The organism is Citrobacter amalonaticus (assembly GCF_001559075.2).
Taxonomy (GTDB): domain Bacteria; phylum Pseudomonadota; class Gammaproteobacteria; order Enterobacterales; family Enterobacteriaceae; genus Citrobacter_A; species Citrobacter_A amalonaticus_F.
This window is the reverse complement of the sequence record NZ_CP014015.2, coordinates 4,787,674-4,804,627: the sequence shown is the minus strand read 5'-3', so window position 1 is coordinate 4,804,627 and position 16,954 is coordinate 4,787,674. Positions and strand designations below refer to the sequence as shown.

Here is a 16,954-nt window from a genome sequence, read left to right as displayed (position 1 = left end):
GGCTTTCGCCGGGTTTTTTCATCGCTAAGCGCGTATTACATCCGTTCTACGGTTTCGATTCCCAGGGTATCCAGACCGAGTTTCAACGTTTTCGCCGTCAGTAGCGCCAGTTTCAGGCGGCTGTTACGGACGTCTTCGTTTTCTGCGCTCAGGATTGGGCAGTGTTCGTAGAAGCCTGAGAACAGACCGGCGACGTCATACAGGTAGGCACACATTACGTGCGGCGTTCCTTCACGCGCGACAACGGTCAGCGTCTCTTCGAACTGCAGCAGACGGGCAGCCAGTTGCGCTTCGCGATCTTCGCTGAGCTGTACCTTCGCGTTCGCCAGATCATTTTCATCCAGACCGGACTTACGGAATACCGACAGCACACGGGTGTAGGCGTACTGCATGTAAGGCGCGGTATTGCCTTCGAAGGCCAGCATGTTGTCCCAGTCGAAGATGTAGTCGGTGGTGCGGTTCTTGGACAAATCGGCGTATTTCACCGCGCCAATCCCGACGGCATTGGCCAGTTTTTCCAGTTCGTCCGCCGGCATATCCGGGTTCTTCTCACTCACCAGACGACGGGCGCGTTCCAGCGCTTCGTCCAGCAGGTCAGCCAGTTTCACCGTACCGCCTGCGCGAGTTTTGAACGGCTTACCGTCTTTGCCCAGCATCATGCCGAACATGTGGTGTTCCAGCGGCACGGAGTCCGGCACGTAACCGGCTTTACGCACGATGGTCCACGCCTGCATCAGGTGCTGGTGCTGACGGGAGTCGATGTAATAGAGCACGCGATCGGCATGCAGCGTCTCATAACGGTACTTGGCGCAGGCAATATCGGTGGTGGTGTACAGATAACCGCCATCTTTCTTCTGAATGATGACCCCCATCGGTTCGCCTTCCTTGTTTTTATACTCATCAAGGAATACGACGGTGGCGCCTTCGCTTTCGACGGCCAGACCTTTGGCTTTCAGATCGGCCACGATCCCAGGCAGCATCGGGTTGTACAGGCTTTCGCCCATCACATCATCGCGGGTCAGGGTTACATTCAGACGGTCATAGGTGATTTGGTTCTGGGACATGGTGATGTCGACCAGTTTGCGCCACATTTGCAGGAAGTATTCGTCACCACCCTGCAGTTTTACCACATAGCTACGTGCGCGTTCGGCGAAGGCTTCATCTTCGTCGTAATGTTTTTTGGCTTCACGATAGAAACCTTCGAGGTCCGCCAGCGCCATTTCACCGGCGTTTTCCTGCTGCTGTTTTTCCAGATACGCGATCAGCATGCCGAACTGGGTGCCCCAGTCGCCGACGTGGTTGGCGCGAATAACGTGGTGGCCGAGGAACTCAAGGGTACGCACGGCGGCATCACCGATAATGGTGGAGCGCAGGTGGCCGACGTGCATCTCTTTCGCCACGTTTGGCGCGGAGTAATCGATAACCACCGTCTGCTTCGCCGGTTTTGCCACGCCGAGACGATCGGAGGTCAGCGCCTGTTCCACGTGTTCCGCCAGGAATGCCGGGTCGAGGAAAATATTGATAAAGCCAGGGCCCGCGATTTCAACTTTGCTGGCGATACCGTTCAGATCCAGATGAGTCAGCACCTGCTCAGCCAGTTGTCGTGGAGCCATACCCAGTTTTTTAGCAACTGCCATCATGCCATTGGCCTGATAGTCGCCGAACTGTACTTTTGCTGACTGACGAACCTGCGGTTCGCAATCTGCAGGCGCACCTGCAGCAATCATGGCCTGACTGACTTTTTCTGAGAGAAGAGCCTGAATATTCACCGGAATACCTTACGTTGATGAAGCGGGTTGATGTTGACCGCACCAGTTTAAGAATTAAGGGCGGGAGTATACTGCAAATGCCCCCCTGCGTCAGCACCGCGCAGCCGCAAGCGCGTACAGAAAATAAGCGTTAAAGGAGTGCATAAGCATGCATACCGCAAATCCTGCAATCTACGGTTGGTTGCGAGAGGTCAACGGAGTAAATTAGCGGCTTTGAACACCGATAAGAGCTCTTATTATGGCGAACTGGCAGACCATTGACGAACTGCATGATATTTCCGCAGATTTACCGCGATTCACTCAGGCGTTCACAGAACTTTCCACTCGCCTCGGTCTGGATGTTGCACCGCTTGAAGCCGATCACATTTCTTTGCGCTGTCATCAGAACGCGACTGCCGAACGCTGGCGTCGCGGATTTGAACAATGTAGTGAGCTGCTGTCGGAAAATACCATCAACGGCAGACCGATTTGTCTGTTCAAACTGCATGAGCCGGTGTGCGTCTCGCACTGGTGCTTTAGCATAGTGGAACTGCCGTGGCCCGGGGAAAAGCGGTATCCTCATGAAGGGTGGGAACACATTGAGATTGTCCTGCCGGGCTCTCCTGAAACCCTGAATGCCCGCGCGCTGGCGTTGCTTTCGGATGATGGACTGAGCCAGCCGGGCATTTTTGTGAAAACCAGTTCCCCGAAAGGGGAACACGAACGTCTGCCGAACCCGACGCTGGCGGTCACTGACGGGAAGGTCACCGTCAAATTCCACCCGTGGTCGATTGAGGCGATCGTCGCCAGCGAACAGCAACAGGAGTGAATATGACATTGCTGGAAATCTGTTGTTACAGCATGGAGTGCGCGCTTACGGCGCAGCAAAACGGCGCGGACCGCATTGAACTGTGCGCCGCGCCAAAAGAAGGAGGCTTAACGCCATCACTGGGCGTACTGCGCTCGGTTCGTCAGGCGGTGACGATTCCGGTACATCCGATCATCCGGCCGCGCGGTGGCGATTTTTGTTACACCGACGGTGAGTTCGCGGCGATGCTCGACGATGTACGGACCGTGCGTGAACTGGGTTTTCCCGGACTGGTGACAGGCATTCTTGATCCTGACGGTCATGTCGACATGCCACGCATGCGGCAGATTATGGACGCGGCGGGTCCACTGGCTGTGACCTTTCATCGCGCGTTCGATATGTGCGCTAATCCGTTAAATGCGCTAAATAATCTTGCGGAACTGGGTGTCGCCAGAGTGCTGACGTCGGGGCAAAAATCCGACGCAGTGCAAGGTTTAGCAAATATTATTGAACTTATTACTCACCCCGGTGCTCCAATCATTATGGCCGGAGCGGGGGTTCGCGCAGAAAATCTGTCGCGTTTCCTGGATGCCGGGGTACGGGAAGTACACAGCTCTGCCGGAACCTTGCTGGTTTCACCCATGCGTTATCGCAATCAGGGTCTGTCGATGTCGACAGATAAGCAAGCGGATGAATATTCCCGCTATGCGGTAGACGGCAAGTCGGTTGCTGAAATGAAAGGAATCATTGTTCGCCATCAGGCCAAATGATTTTTACCGTTGCATCATGTCGCCCAATATGATGCTTGCTCGTACCAGGCCCCTGCCCATTCAACAGGGGCCTTTTTTTACGCTAAATTTAGCTGATGAATGACATTGTAGGCCGGGCAAGCGAAGCGCCCCCGGCAAAATACCGGATGCGACTAATGCCTTATCCGGCCTACAACCCCCAACATCACGGTTTACGCGCAATTAATACGGCACGCAAGGGGGCAGGGTAGCCTTCGACGGTTTTGCTGTGATCGTTCGGGTCGAGGAAATCGGCCAGCGACTCGGTGACCATCCACTCGGTACGACGTTGCTCTTCCGTTGATGTCACACAGACGTCTGCGATACGAACATCAACGAAGCCGCACTTCTCCAGCCAGTTTTTCAGCGCCAGCGCGGAAGGAATAAAATAGACGTTACGCATCTGTGCGTAGCGATCGCCCGGCACCAGCACGGTGTTTTCGTCGCCTTCCACTACCAGCGTTTCGAGCACCAGTTCGCCGTCTTTCACCAGTTGATCTTTCAACTGCCAGAGATGCTCCAGCGGGGAGCGGCGATGGTAAAGCACGCCCATCGAAAAGACGGTATCAAACGCATTCAGCGCCGGAAGTTGTTCTATGCCCAGCGGCAGCAAATGTGCACGCTGATCGTTACCCAACAGCTTACGCACTGCTTCAAACTGGCACAGGAACAACTGCGTCGGGTCAATGCCGACGGCCAGATGCGCACCCGCGCCAATCATGCGCCACATGTGGTAGCCGCTGCCGCAGCCGACATCCAGAATCGTGCGACCGGTCAGATCCGACAGATGTGGCAGCACGCGATCCCATTTCCAGTCGGAGCGCCATTCGGTATCAATGTTCACGCCATACAGCGAGTACGGCCCTTTACGCCATGGCATCAGATTTCGCATCAGGGTATCGATACGTTTGATCTGCCCCGGGCTCAGCGGCACTTCACTTTCCGCCGTCACGCTGTGCAATAAATCCAGACGGTACGGCGTCAGTTCCGGCAGAAATTCCACCGCGTTTGCCCACTGCTTAAACAGACCATGCTGATCGCGCTGCCAGGCGGCAATCTGCGCGGGCAGCGTTTCCAGCCAGTGGGCAAGATGATTTTTGGCAATCAGCTGATAGAAGTTACCAAAGTCGATCATGCGCTCGCCTCAGCTTTCAACGCCACCAGAGAGCCAAAGTTAAAGCACTGGAACCACAGTTCGCTATGTTCAAAACCGGCCTGACGCAGACGCGCTTTATGGGTTTCGACTGAATCGGTCAGCATCACGTTTTCCAGCATGCTGCGCTTCTGGCTGATTTCCAGTTCGCTGTAGCCGTTGGCTCGCTTGAAGTCGTGGTGCATGTTGAACAGCAGTTCGCCCACTTTCGCATCTTCGAAGCTGAATTTTTCCGACAGCACCAGCGCACCGCCCGGATTCAGCCCCTGATAAATCTTATCCAACAACGCCTGGCGCTCCGGCGGCTCAAGGAATTGCAGGGTAAAATTCAGTACCACCATTGAGGCGTTCTCGATGGTGATGGCGCGGATGTCGCCTTCCACAACCTCAACTGGCGTTGGCGCCTTGTAAGCATCGATATGACGGCGGCAGCGTTCGATCATCGCCGGGGAGTTATCAACGGCGATAATTTTGCAGTTTTCATGATGAATATTGCGACGCACCGAGAGCGTCGCCGCACCCAACGAACAACCCAGGTCGTAGACCTGCGTATCCGGCTGCACAAAGCGCTCGGCAAGCATGCCAATCATCGAAATGATATTGGAATAGCCGGGAACAGAACGCTGGATCATATCCGGGAAGACTTCGGCTACCCGTTCATCGAAGGTCCAGTCGCCCAGGCTGGCGATAGGCGCAGAAAAAAGCGTGTCGCGGTGAGACATAACGTAAAAATCCGGGAAAAATAAAGTGGCGTATTGTGCGCTAATGCAGGGAGAAAACCAACTCCCACGGCATATACCAAAGGTTCGCCAGCACCATCAGCAACAATGCACACCAGGTGGCGCTCATGCCGGAGCGACGCCAGCGGAACAGACGATGATGGAAACCGTAATAATGCATCAGCCGACCCACGAGCAGAATAATGCCGCAAATATGCACCATCCAGGTTTCGGCGCCGTTCATTTCCATAAACAACAGCAGCACTAACGCGACGGGAACATATTCCACCGCATTCCCATGAATGCGGATGGCGGTCTGGAGTTCACTGAAGCCGCCGTCGCCATAGGCAACGCGGTATTGCATCCGCAGGCGGACAACGTCAAAAGAAAACTTCATCAACAACAACGCACCCAAAACGGCATACAGCGCGCTTACCATACAAACTCCCTTTAAAATGGCTGATGGCACTGTCTATGATAGGTGGCAATTTCAGAAAAGAGAAGATTGCTGTGGAATGGACGGAGCAGTTCCGATCTCCGGTAAGACGTCGCGCAAGTCCTGCCACAGGGTATCGACCAGTTCCGGAGCCTGTGCGATATCCGGGGTGTGCAAAAAGAGATACGGCGTGGTGGTCTGCTCCCAGAGCGGTAATTTTTTTAGCCAGGCGGCAAAGAATTCCCGGTTTTGTCGCATATTATCGCTGCCGATAAAGCGCACCAGCGGATGGTTCGCGGTGACTACCGCATGAACCGGCAGTTTCGGTTTCTTGCGCTGGGCGTCGCGGATGGCTTCATTATGCGCATGGGCTGCGTGTACCGGGCGGCTGTCGAGGATAACCCGATTCACCCCGCGCTGATGCAATCCGCTATTGAGCTGCTGTTCAGCGTCACCTTTAGCGAAAAACTCAGGGTGGCGGACTTCGACGCCGTAGGTAAACGTCTGTGGTAAGGCATCAAGAAAATGCCAGAGAGCAGGGAGATCGCGTGGGCCAAAGGTGGCGGGCAATTGCAGCCAGTACTGGCCGATGCGACTTTCCAGCGGCGACATCCGGGTCAGGAATTCATGGAGCAGATCATCGCAATTGCGCAGGGCTGCCTGATGGGAAATGGTCGCCGGAAATTTAAAACAGAAACGAAACGCATCCGTCGTTTGTGTGTACCAGCGCGCCACAATCTCCGCTTTTGGCAACGCGTACAGCGTGGTGTTGCCTTCCACACAGTTAAAGTGGCGGGCATACTCTTCAAGACCGGTGATGCCAAGACGCACCCACTTCGGGTGCGACCATTGCGGCAGACCTATGTAGATCATAAGGCGTTGACGATCTCTTCTGTGCTGCGCACACGTGCAATACGAGGGAAGATGTGCGTCAGGCTGTTCTGATGCTGGTCGGCGCTGGCGGCGCTACAGGCGTCTTCGGCAATCACCAGGCTAAACCCCAGTTCCCAGGCGTTACGTGCGGTGGACTCGACGCCGATGTTGGTCGAAATCCCGCACAGCACGATGGTATCGATACCGCGACGGCGCAACTGAAGCTCGAGATCCGTGCCATAGAATGCGCCCCACTGGCGTTTGGTGACTTCCAGATCGCTGTCGGCTTTACCCAGCGCTTGCGGATATGACCACCAGTTTTCCGGCAGCGCTTTGGCCGGCGCCTGGGCGTCAACGGGTTGTTTGAGCGCTTCGGCGTAATCATCAGACCAGCCCACGCGGACCATCACCACCGGGGAGCCGTTAGCACGAAACGTCTGTGCCAGCCGGGCGGCGCGCGCCACCACGTCATTGGCCGAATGAGGGCCGCCGGCGAAGGGCAGGATCCCTTCCTGCAGGTCAATAATAACCAGGGCTGTCGTTTTAGCGTTCAGTTGTAACATGATAACTCCCGTCAAAAATCAAAATTCCGTTACACCTTAATCGCGATTGGGTGTGTAAGGAGCGACAATTTTTGTTATTTTTTGTGAGAATACGCAATGCCCGTCCAGGAAACAGGCGTACAGTCAGTACCGGACGTAGCGTCTCTCCCAGTAAGCGTAATTGTTGCCGCCAGTTTGCCCGCGGACAGCGTGGAACAACCGCAGCGTACAAGAGTACGTGAGGATTGTGAGCACTGCCCAGGGGCAAAATGGCAAAAAAGATAGCCTACTGGGATAGGCTCTTATCGTGCGGTCGAATTTCCAGTATAATAGCCGCCTTTTTCATTCAGTTGTGACATACAGTTAAAGCTGCGACATCGTGGCCTGCGAGGCAGGCGACAATCCGCCTGCGGCTAATTAAGGGATATCTCATGCGTACAGAATATTGCGGACAGCTCCGTTTGTCCCACGTGGGGCAGCAGGTGACTCTGTGTGGTTGGGTCAACCGTCGTCGTGATCTTGGTAGTCTGATCTTCATCGACATGCGCGATCGCGAAGGTATCGTGCAGGTGTTTTTCGATCCGGATCGTGCGGACGCGTTAAAGCTGGCCTCTGAACTGCGTAATGAGTTCTGCATCCAGGTAACGGGCACCGTGCGTGCGCGTGACGAGAAAAACGTCAACGGTGAAATGGCAACTGGCGAAATTGAAGTGCTGGCCTCTTCGCTGACGATCATCAACCGTGCAGAATCACTGCCGCTTGACTCTAACCACGTGAACACCGAAGAAGCGCGTCTGAAGTACCGCTATCTGGATCTGCGTCGCCCGGAAATGGCTCAGCGCTTGAAAACCCGCGCGAAGATCACAAGCCTGGTACGTCGCTTTATGGACGATCATGGTTTCCTTGATATCGAAACCCCGATGCTGACCAAAGCCACGCCGGAAGGTGCGCGTGACTATCTGGTTCCTTCGCGTGTACACAAAGGCAAATTTTACGCGCTGCCGCAGTCACCGCAGCTGTTCAAGCAGCTACTGATGATGTCCGGTTTTGACCGTTACTACCAGATCGTCAAATGCTTCCGCGACGAAGACCTGCGTGCTGACCGTCAGCCAGAATTCACCCAGATCGATGTGGAAACCTCCTTCATGACCGCCGAACAGGTGCGTGAGGTGATGGAAGCGCTGGTGCGTAGCCTGTGGAATGATGTGAAAGGCATGGAACTAGGTGATTTCCCGGTCATGACCTTTGCCGAAGCCGAACGTCGTTACGGTTCTGACAAGCCGGATCTGCGTAACCCGATGGAACTGGTGGACGTTGCCGACCTGCTGAAGGCCGTTGAGTTTGCCGTGTTCTCTGGCCCGGCGAACGATCCGAAAGGTCGCATTGCTGCACTGCGCGTACCGGGCGGTGCGAGCTTAAGCCGTAAGCAGATCGACGACTACGGTAACTTTATTAAGATCTACGGCGCGAAAGGTCTGGCTTATATCAAAGTCACCGAACGGGCGAAAGGTCTGGAAGGCATCAACAGCCCAGTGGCGAAATTCCTCAACGCGGAAATCGTGGAAGCGATCCTTGAGCGCACAGGCGCGCAAGACGGCGATATGATTTTCTTCGGCGCGGACAACAAGAAAGTGGTTGCCGACGCGCTGGGCGCGCTGCGTCTGAAACTGGGTAAAGACCTGGGGCTGACTGACGAAACGAAATGGGCGCCGCTGTGGGTCATCGACTTCCCGATGTTTGAAGATGACGGCGAAGGTGGCCTGACCGCGATGCATCACCCGTTCACCTCACCGAAAGACATGACGGCTGCAGAACTGAAAGCGGCACCGGAAGACGCGGTGGCGAATGCCTACGACATGGTTATCAACGGCTACGAAGTCGGTGGTGGTTCTGTGCGTATTCACAGCGGCGAAATGCAGCAGACCGTGTTTGGCATTCTGGGCATCAATGAACAGGAACAGCGTGAGAAGTTTGGCTTCCTGCTCGACGCGCTGAAATACGGTACGCCGCCGCACGCGGGCCTGGCATTTGGTCTTGACCGTTTGACCATGCTGCTGACCGGCACCGACAATATTCGTGACGTTATCGCCTTCCCGAAAACCACCGCAGCGGCGTGTCTGATGACCGAAGCGCCGAGCGTCGCTAATCCAGCAGCGTTGGCTGAACTGGGTATCGACGTGGTGAAAAAGGAAGAGAAAAACTGATATGGCTTATATACACGAAATCATTTGCGCTACATCGCGGCGGCAACTGAGTGAATTCCCATGAGCATAGATAACTATGTGAATGGGATGAGCGAAGGCAGCCAACAAAGAGATAGCGTGAAGGATAAAGTGTATAAGCGTCCCGTTTCTGTCTTAGTTGTCATTTATGCCCAGGACACGAAACGGGTGCTGATGTTACAGCGACGCGACGATCCTGAATTCTGGCAGTCGGTTACCGGCAGTGTGGAAGAGGGGGAGACCGCGTCGCAGGCCGCCATGCGCGAAGTAAAGGAAGAGGTCGCCATTGACGTTGCAGCTGAGCAACTGACCTTAATTGACTGTCAGCGCACGGTGGAGTTTGAGATTTTTTCTCATTTACGTCATCGCTATGCACCGGGTGTGCTGCGCAATACAGAATCCTGGTTCTGCCTTGCGCTGCCGCAAGAACGTCAGATCGTTTTTAGTGAACATCTGGCCTACCAGTGGCTTGATGCGCCAGCTGCGGCGGCGCTCACCAAGTCATGGAGCAACCGGCAGGCGATTGAAGAATTTGTGATTAACATCGCCTGAGAGGGCGTGCTTTTTTGAGGAAATATTTATGGCAGGTCATAGTAAATGGGCCAACACCAGACACCGTAAAGCGGCGCAGGATGCGAAGCGCGGCAAAATCTTCACCAAGATTATTCGTGAGCTGGTGACCGCGGCCAAACTGGGCGGCGGCGATCCGGATGCGAACCCGCGTCTGCGTGCGGCTGTCGATAAAGCGCTGGCTAACAACATGACCCGTGACACGCTGAACCGTGCAATCGCCCGCGGCGTGGGCGGTGATGATGATGCGAACATGGAAACCATCATCTATGAAGGTTACGGTCCTGGCGGCACTGCGGTGATGATTGAATGTCTGTCTGACAACCGTAACCGCACCGTTGCCGAAGTGCGTCACGCCTTCAGCAAGACCGGGGGTAACCTGGGCACGGATGGTTCTGTTTCCTACCTGTTCAGCAAAAAAGGCGTCATCTCTTTCGAAAAAGGGGATGAAGACGTGATCATGGAAGCGGCGCTGGAAGCGGGCGCGGAAGATGTTGTGACCTTCGATGATGGCGCGATTGACGTCTACACGGCATGGGAAGAGATGGGCAAAGTGCGTGATGCACTGGAAGCCGCCGGTCTGAAAGCCGACAGTTCTGAAGTCTCTATGATCCCGTCGACCAAAGCGGAGATGGATGCGGAAACCGCACCAAAACTGATGCGTCTGATCGACATGCTGGAAGACTGTGACGACGTGCAGGAAGTTTATCACAACGGTGAAATCTCTGATGAGGTTGCCGCTACATTAGAATGATGTGGCTTAATCCCGTTACAACCGGAGGCGCGTGATGTCCATCATTCTCGGTATTGATCCGGGCTCCCGCATTACCGGTTACGGCGTGATACGTCAGGTCGGCAGACAACTGACGTATCTCGGCAGCGGCTGCATTCGTACCAAAGTCGACGATCTTCCGTCGCGCCTTAAGCTGATTTATGCCGGCGTGACGGAAATCATCACCCAGTTTCAGCCCGACTACTTTGCCATCGAGCAGGTGTTTATGGCGAAGAACGCCGATTCTGCGCTCAAACTGGGGCAGGCGCGCGGGGTGGCGATTGTGGCGGCAGTCAACCAGGAACTGCCAGTATTTGAGTACGCGGCACGTCAGGTCAAGCAGACGGTGGTTGGCATTGGTAGCGCAGAGAAAAGTCAGGTGCAGCACATGGTGCGAACCTTGCTGAAACTGCCAGCGAATCCGCAGGCGGATGCGGCAGATGCGCTGGCCATCGCCATTACACACTGCCACGTCAGTCAGAATGCGATGCAAATGAGCGAATCGCGCCTCAATCTTGCCCGAGGTCGCTTGCGATAATGACAAATGAGGCTGGATATCTATCCAGCCTTTTTTTATGATACGGCTTTACTTTCGGCCCAACGCAGGAGCGTAACGTGATAGGCAGACTCAGAGGCATCATTCTGGAAAAACAACCCCCGCTGGTGTTACTCGAAGTGGGCGGCGTCGGCTATGAAGTGCATATGCCAATGACCTGTTTTTATGAGCTCCCGGAATCCGGAAAAGAAGCCGTTGTCTTTACCCACTTCGTGGTTCGCGAAGACGCACAACTGCTGTACGGCTTTAACAATAAGCAAGAGCGCACGTTGTTTAAAGAACTGATCAAAACCAACGGCGTCGGCCCTAAACTGGCGCTGGCGATCCTGTCCGGGATGTCCGCGCAGCAGTTCGTCAACGCTGTCGAACGCGAAGAACTGGGCGCGCTGGTCAAGCTGCCGGGGATCGGCAAAAAAACGGCCGAACGACTGATTGTCGAAATGAAGGACCGTTTCAAAGGCCTGCATGGCGATCTCTTTACGCCAGCCGCCGATCTGGTACTGACCTCGCCAGCGAGCCCGGCGACGGACGATGCCGAACAGGAAGCGGTTGCGGCGCTGGTGGCGCTGGGCTATAAACCACAGGAAGCCAGCCGCATGGTGAGCAAAATCGCTCGCCCGGATGCCAGCAGTGAAACACTGATCCGCGAAGCCCTGCGCGCCGCGTTATGAGGTAAAGGATGATAGAAGCAGATCGCCTGATTTCGGCAGGTGCCACTCTCACAGAAGAGGTCGCCGATCGCGCTATTCGCCCGAAATTACTCGAAGAGTATATCGGTCAACCGCAGGTGCGCTCGCAGATGGAGATTTTCATCCAGGCGGCAAAACTGCGGGGTGATGCGCTCGACCACCTGCTGATTTTTGGTCCTCCCGGACTGGGGAAAACCACGCTTGCCAACATTGTCGCCAATGAAATGGGCGTCAATCTGCGCACCACCTCCGGCCCGGTGCTGGAAAAAGCGGGCGATCTGGCCGCGATGCTGACCAACCTTGAGCCGCACGACGTACTGTTTATCGATGAGATCCATCGACTGTCGCCGGTGGTGGAAGAGGTGCTCTATCCGGCGATGGAAGATTATCAGCTGGATATTATGATCGGCGAAGGACCGGCGGCGCGCTCGATTAAAATCGATCTGCCGCCGTTTACCCTGATTGGCGCAACGACCCGCGCGGGTTCACTGACCTCTCCATTGCGCGATCGCTTTGGCATTGTGCAGCGTCTGGAGTTTTATCAGGTGCCGGATCTCCAGCATATCGTAGGGCGCAGCGCGCGCTTTATGGGGCTGGAGATGAGCGACGAAGGGGCGCTGGAAGTCGCGCGTCGCGCACGGGGGACGCCGCGTATCGCCAACCGTCTGCTCAGACGCGTGCGGGATTTTGCAGAAGTGAAGCATGATGGCACCATTTCCGCCGAGATTGCCGCACAGGCGCTGGATATGCTGAACGTTGATGCTGAAGGGTTTGATTACATGGATCGCAAGCTGCTGCTGGCGGTAATCGACAAATTCTTTGGCGGGCCGGTCGGGCTGGATAACCTGGCGGCAGCCATCGGTGAAGAGCGTGAAACCATTGAAGATGTGCTGGAGCCGTATCTGATTCAGCAAGGCTTTTTGCAGCGCACGCCGCGCGGAAGAATGGCGACAGTGCGCGCCTGGAACCACTTTGGCATTACGCCGCCGGAAATGCCTTGATGTCTGAGGGCGCTGCGCTTATCACGCCTACTCGATGTTGTAGGCACGGTAAGCTCAGCGCCACCGGGAAAATCAGGCCGCTGTTTTCTTCGACATGCTCAGAATAAACAGCAGCGCGGCGCACAGCACCACTGAGGGACCCGCAGGGGTATCGTAGAAGGCCGAGAAGGTCAGCCCGCCTGTAACCGCTATCATGCCAATCCCTACCGCAACGCCAGCCATCTGTTCCGGCGTGCGAGCAAAGCGACGCGCCGTCGCCGCCGGGATAATCAGCAACGAGGTTATGATCAGCGCCCCGACGAACTTCATCGCCACACCAATGGTTAAGGCAGTGACCAGCATCAACAGCAGCTTCACGCGCTGCAGTTTCACCCCGTCAACAAACGCCAGATCGGGGCTGATGGTCATCGACAGCAGGTTACGCCATTGCCAGAAGAGGATCGCCAGTACGATCACCACGCCAATGGCGATAGAGATCAAATCGTCCGGCGTAACCGCCAGCAGATCGCCAAACAGGTAGGCCATCAGATCCACGCGAATATTCGACATCAGGCTGACCACGACCAGGCCCAGGGACAGCGCGCTGTGCGCCATAATGCCAAGCAGCGTATCGATGGCAAGGTGAGGGCGCTTCTCCAGCCAGACCAGGCCTGCCGCCAGCATCAGCGTCACAGCAATGACCGCATAGAAAGGGTTCACATCCAACAACAGGCCAAAGGCGACGCCGAGCAGCGACGCATGCGCCAGCGTATCACCAAAATAGGACATCCGACGCCAGACGACGAATGAACCCAATGGACCCGCCGCGCAGGCCAGCATGATCCCGGCTAACCAGCCAGGCAGTAATAATTCAATCATGATTGACCATTTCCCCGGCGCAGCACAATACGACCCTGCAGGTCGTGGCGATGATTATGATGATGACGGTAAATTCCCAGTTGCTCCGCGCCGCGAGGGCCGAACATCGAGATAAATTCCGGGTGCATGGAAACGATTTCAGGCGTACCTGAACAGCAAATGTGATGATTCAGACACAACACTTCGTCAGTTTTTGCCATCACCAGATGCAGATCGTGGGACACCATCAGCACGGCGCAGTCCAGCTCACGACGTAACTGATCGATAAGGTCGTACAGCGCGACCTGGCCGTTGACATCTACGCCCTGAGTGGGTTCGTCAAGCACCAGAAGCTGCGGCTGATTGAGAAGCGCGCGCGCTAACAGGACGCGCTGCGTCTCGCCACCGGAGAGCTTTTGCATCGGCGCATCAATCAGATGCCCGGCCTGCACGCGTTTCAGGGCTGGCAGGATGTCATCTTTCTTTGTGCCGGGGCGCAGGCGTAAGAAACGACTGACGGTAAGCGGCAGAGTGGTATCGAGATACAATTTCTGCGGAACGTAGCCAATTCGCAGCTTACCGTTACGCGTGATCACGCCTTCATCCGGTGCGACCAGTCCGAGAACGACGCGAACCAGCGTTGACTTCCCGGCGCCATTTGGGCCGAGCAGCGTTAAAATTTTTCCGGGTCTCAGTTCAAGCGAAACGTCAGAAAGGACGCGGCGCTGGCCGAAGGAGACCGAGACATTTTCCAGTGAAACCAAAGTCGTCATGTCAATTTTAGTCTTGCAGAAGTTATAGAATGTTATAATATCACATTTCTCACATTCATTACGATGATTGGTCGCATTATGTTACATAAAAATACGCTTCTTTTCGCTGCATTATCCGCCGCTCTTTGGGGCAGTGCAACACAGGCGGCAAATGCCGCCGTTGTCGCTTCTCTCAAGCCATTAGGGTTCATTGCTTCTGCCATCGCTGATGGCGTCACGCAGACACAAGTCTTACTTCCGGATGGAGCATCCGAGCATGATTATTCACTACGTCCATCTGACGTAAAACGCTTACAGGGCGCGGACTTAGTTGTCTGGATTGGGCCTGAGATGGAAGCGTTCATGGAAAAGTCCGTCAGCAACATTCCCGCCGCTAAACAGGTAACGATTGCGCAGCTCAAAGACGTGAAACCGTTGCTCATGAAAGGGGCTGACGATGATGATGATGAGCACGACCACGATCATGATCACGGCGAAAAAGGTGACGCACATCACCATCATGGTGATTACAACATGCATCTTTGGCTCTCCCCAGAGATAGCGCGGGCCTCAGCGGTTGCAATCCATGAAAAATTAGTGGAACTTATGCCGCAAAGTCGAGCCAAACTTGACGCCAACCTGAAGGATTTTGAGGCACAATTAGCCGCAACCGATAAGCAGGTCGGTAACGAGCTCGCACCGCTCAAGGGCAAAGGGTATTTCGTTTTTCATGACGCCTACGGCTATTACGAAAAACACTACGGACTCACTCCATTGGGTCACTTCACCGTCAACCCTGAGATACAACCTGGTGCGCAGCGTTTACATGAAATAAGAACACAGTTGGTTGAGCAAAAAGCAACCTGCGTTTTTGCTGAGCCACAGTTCAGGCCAGCGGTCGTTGAAGCCGTTGCGAGAGGGACATCCGTTCGAATGGGAACGTTGGATCCCCTCGGGACAAACATCAAACTGGGTAAAACGAGCTATTCAGCGTTCTTGAACCAACTAGCGAACCAGTATGCGAGCTGCCTGAAAGGAGATTAATGAGGAAGTGAATACGTGCAACAGATAGCCCGCTCTGTCGCCCTGGCATTTAATAATCTGCCCAGACCCCATCGCGTTATGCTGGGGTCGCTTACTGTTCTGACACTGGCCGTCGCTGTCTGGCGGCCTTACGTTTATCACCCGGAATCTACCCCCATTGTTAAAACGATCGAACTGGAGAAGAGCGAAATTCGTTCACTGCTCCCGGAGGCCAGCGAGCCTATCGATCAGGCGGCACAGGAAGATGAAGCCATTCCTCAGGATGAGCTGGACGACAAAACCTCAGGAGAAGCGGGCGTCCATGAATATGTCGTTTCGACGGGCGATACCCTCAGCAGCATTCTGAATCAGTACGGCATTGATATGGGGGATATCACTCAGCTTGCTGCGTCCGATAAAGAGCTGCGTAATCTGAAGATTGGTCAACAGCTCTCCTGGACGCTGACCGCGGACGGCGATTTACAGCGTCTGACGTGGGAAATGTCGCGTCGCGAAACCCGTACCTATGATCGTACTGCGGCGAATGGCTTTAAGATGAGCGCCGAAACGCAGCAGGGCGACTGGGTAAACAGCCTGATGAAAGGCACCGTTGGCAACAGCTTCGTCGCCAGTGCGAAAACTGCCGGGCTGACCAGCGCGGAAATTAGCGCGGTGATCAAAGCGATGCAGTGGCAGATGGACTTCCGCAAACTGAAAAAAGGCGATGAGTTCTCTGTGCTGATGTCTCGTGAAATGCTGGACGGCAAGCGTGAGCAGAGCCAGTTGTTGGGCGTGCGTTTGCGTTCAGAAGGTAAAGATTATTACGCTATCCGTGCCGAAGACGGTAAGTTCTACGACCGCAACGGTACCGGGCTGGCGAAAGGCTTCCTGCGTTTCCCGACGGCAAAACAGTTCCGCATTTCGTCTAACTTCAACCCGCGTCGAACTAACCCGGTTACCGGGCGAGTCGCACCGCACAGAGGTGTGGACTTCGCGATGCCGCAGGGGACGCCGGTGCTGTCCGTGGGTGACGGTGAAGTCGTCGTGGCGAAGCGCAGTGGAGCGGCTGGCTATTATGTGGCGGTGCGTCACGGTCGTACCTATACCACGCGCTATATGCACTTGCGTAAGCTGCTGGTTAAACCAGGACAAAAGGTTAAACGTGGCGATCGTATCGCACTCTCCGGTAACACAGGACGTTCTACCGGCCCGCATCTGCACTATGAAGTCTGGATCAACCAGCAGGCGGTTAACCCGCTGACGGCGAAACTGCCGCGTACCGAAGGTCTGACCGGTAAAGATCGTACCGATTACCTGGCGCAGGTCAAAGAGGTTCTGCCGCAGCTACGCTTCGACTAATCATTCATGACCTCAAAGCCGGTACGCAGCGCGTGTGCCGGCTTTTTTATTTTGTGCGCGGCAGGGTGCGCCGCTACACTATCATCAGATTTACTTTTCGCGTCAT

18 protein-coding genes are annotated in these 16,954 nt (G+C 55.2%); 10 read left to right on the top strand and 8 right to left on the bottom strand.

Going from position 1 to position 16,954, the window contains the following annotated elements; genetic code table 11:
- Positions 1-35: 35 nt before the first annotated feature.
- Positions 36-1,769 (bottom strand): arginine--tRNA ligase, encoded by a 1,734-nt coding sequence (gene argS, locus AL479_RS23200; RefSeq protein ID WP_061077827.1) that lies wholly within the window; start codon positions 1,767-1,769, stop codon positions 36-38.
- A 238-nt stretch (positions 1,770-2,007) separates the two neighbouring features.
- Between argS and AL479_RS23195 the strand changes: the two genes are divergently transcribed.
- Complete coding sequence (locus AL479_RS23195; protein ID WP_061077826.1) at positions 2,008-2,577, top strand: VOC family protein; 570 nt, start codon at positions 2,008-2,010, stop codon at positions 2,575-2,577.
- Between the two features lie 2 nt (positions 2,578-2,579).
- Complete coding sequence (cutC, locus tag AL479_RS23190) at positions 2,580-3,326, top strand: copper homeostasis protein CutC (RefSeq protein ID WP_061077825.1); 747 nt, start codon at positions 2,580-2,582, stop codon at positions 3,324-3,326.
- A gap of 184 nt (positions 3,327-3,510) precedes the next feature.
- Here cutC and cmoB read toward each other — a convergent pair whose 3' ends face one another.
- Genes cmoB through AL479_RS23165 form a run of 5 tightly spaced genes read right to left on the bottom strand, consistent with a single transcriptional unit; the run spans position 3,511 to position 7,088 of the window.
- Entirely contained in the window at positions 3,511-4,479 is a 969-nt protein-coding gene (gene cmoB, locus AL479_RS23185; RefSeq protein WP_061077824.1) for a tRNA 5-methoxyuridine(34)/uridine 5-oxyacetic acid(34) synthase CmoB, read from the bottom strand.
- Complete coding sequence (gene cmoA / locus AL479_RS23180; protein WP_043000353.1) at positions 4,476-5,219, bottom strand: carboxy-S-adenosyl-L-methionine synthase CmoA; 744 nt, start codon at positions 5,217-5,219, stop codon at positions 4,476-4,478. The genes cmoB and cmoA overlap by 4 nt, the downstream gene beginning before the upstream one ends.
- Before the next feature lie 40 nt (positions 5,220-5,259).
- On the bottom strand, positions 5,260-5,655 hold the full coding sequence (locus AL479_RS23175; protein ID WP_046481185.1) for an MAPEG family protein: 396 nt from the start codon (positions 5,653-5,655) through the stop codon (positions 5,260-5,262).
- A gap of 51 nt (positions 5,656-5,706) precedes the next feature.
- On the bottom strand, positions 5,707-6,525 hold the full coding sequence (locus AL479_RS23170; protein ID WP_061077823.1) for a DUF72 domain-containing protein: 819 nt from the start codon (positions 6,523-6,525) through the stop codon (positions 5,707-5,709).
- Positions 6,522-7,088 carry a hydrolase gene (locus tag AL479_RS23165; protein ID WP_061077822.1) on the bottom strand — a complete coding sequence of 189 codons (567 nt, stop codon included), beginning with the start codon at positions 7,086-7,088 and terminating at the stop codon, positions 6,522-6,524. Before AL479_RS23165 ends, AL479_RS23170 begins: the two co-directional genes overlap by 4 nt.
- Before the next feature lie 410 nt (positions 7,089-7,498).
- Here AL479_RS23165 and aspS point away from each other — a divergent pair, with 410 nt between their 5' ends.
- From aspS to ruvB, 6 genes are all read left to right on the top strand, one after another.
- Complete coding sequence (gene aspS / locus AL479_RS23160) at positions 7,499-9,271, top strand: aspartate--tRNA ligase (protein WP_061077821.1); 1,773 nt, start codon at positions 7,499-7,501, stop codon at positions 9,269-9,271.
- 117 nt (positions 9,272-9,388) lie between these two features.
- On the top strand, positions 9,389-9,841 hold the full coding sequence (gene nudB, locus AL479_RS23155; protein WP_061078057.1) for a dihydroneopterin triphosphate diphosphatase: 453 nt from the start codon (positions 9,389-9,391) through the stop codon (positions 9,839-9,841).
- Between the two features lie 28 nt (positions 9,842-9,869).
- On the top strand, positions 9,870-10,613 hold the full coding sequence (locus tag AL479_RS23150) for a YebC/PmpR family DNA-binding transcriptional regulator (RefSeq protein WP_061077820.1): 744 nt from the start codon (positions 9,870-9,872) through the stop codon (positions 10,611-10,613).
- Between the two features lie 34 nt (positions 10,614-10,647).
- Positions 10,648-11,169 carry a crossover junction endodeoxyribonuclease RuvC gene (gene ruvC / locus AL479_RS23145; RefSeq protein WP_000022509.1) on the top strand — a complete coding sequence of 174 codons (522 nt, stop codon included), beginning with the start codon at positions 10,648-10,650 and terminating at the stop codon, positions 11,167-11,169.
- A gap of 77 nt (positions 11,170-11,246) precedes the next feature.
- Positions 11,247-11,858: a Holliday junction branch migration protein RuvA gene (gene ruvA / locus AL479_RS23140; protein ID WP_043000358.1), complete on the top strand. Its 612-nt coding sequence runs from the start codon at positions 11,247-11,249 to the stop codon at positions 11,856-11,858.
- 8 nt (positions 11,859-11,866) lie between these two features.
- Positions 11,867-12,877 carry a Holliday junction branch migration DNA helicase RuvB gene (ruvB, locus tag AL479_RS23135; protein ID WP_061077819.1) on the top strand — a complete coding sequence of 337 codons (1,011 nt, stop codon included), beginning with the start codon at positions 11,867-11,869 and terminating at the stop codon, positions 12,875-12,877.
- 72 nt (positions 12,878-12,949) lie between these two features.
- Here the strand turns inward: ruvB and znuB are convergent, their stop codons facing one another.
- Complete coding sequence (znuB, locus tag AL479_RS23130) at positions 12,950-13,735, bottom strand: zinc ABC transporter permease subunit ZnuB (RefSeq protein ID WP_061077818.1); 786 nt, start codon at positions 13,733-13,735, stop codon at positions 12,950-12,952.
- On the bottom strand, positions 13,732-14,487 hold the full coding sequence (gene znuC / locus AL479_RS23125; RefSeq protein ID WP_044257630.1) for a zinc ABC transporter ATP-binding protein ZnuC: 756 nt from the start codon (positions 14,485-14,487) through the stop codon (positions 13,732-13,734). Before znuC ends, znuB begins: the two co-directional genes overlap by 4 nt.
- A gap of 78 nt (positions 14,488-14,565) precedes the next feature.
- Between znuC and znuA the strand changes: the two genes are divergently transcribed.
- Positions 14,566-15,510, top strand: coding sequence for a zinc ABC transporter substrate-binding protein ZnuA (gene znuA, locus AL479_RS23120; RefSeq protein WP_061077817.1), 945 nt, complete (start codon positions 14,566-14,568; stop codon positions 15,508-15,510).
- A gap of 15 nt (positions 15,511-15,525) precedes the next feature.
- Positions 15,526-16,848, top strand: coding sequence for a murein DD-endopeptidase MepM (mepM, locus tag AL479_RS23115; protein WP_061077816.1), 1,323 nt, complete (start codon positions 15,526-15,528; stop codon positions 16,846-16,848).
- Positions 16,849-16,954 lie beyond the last annotated feature (106 nt).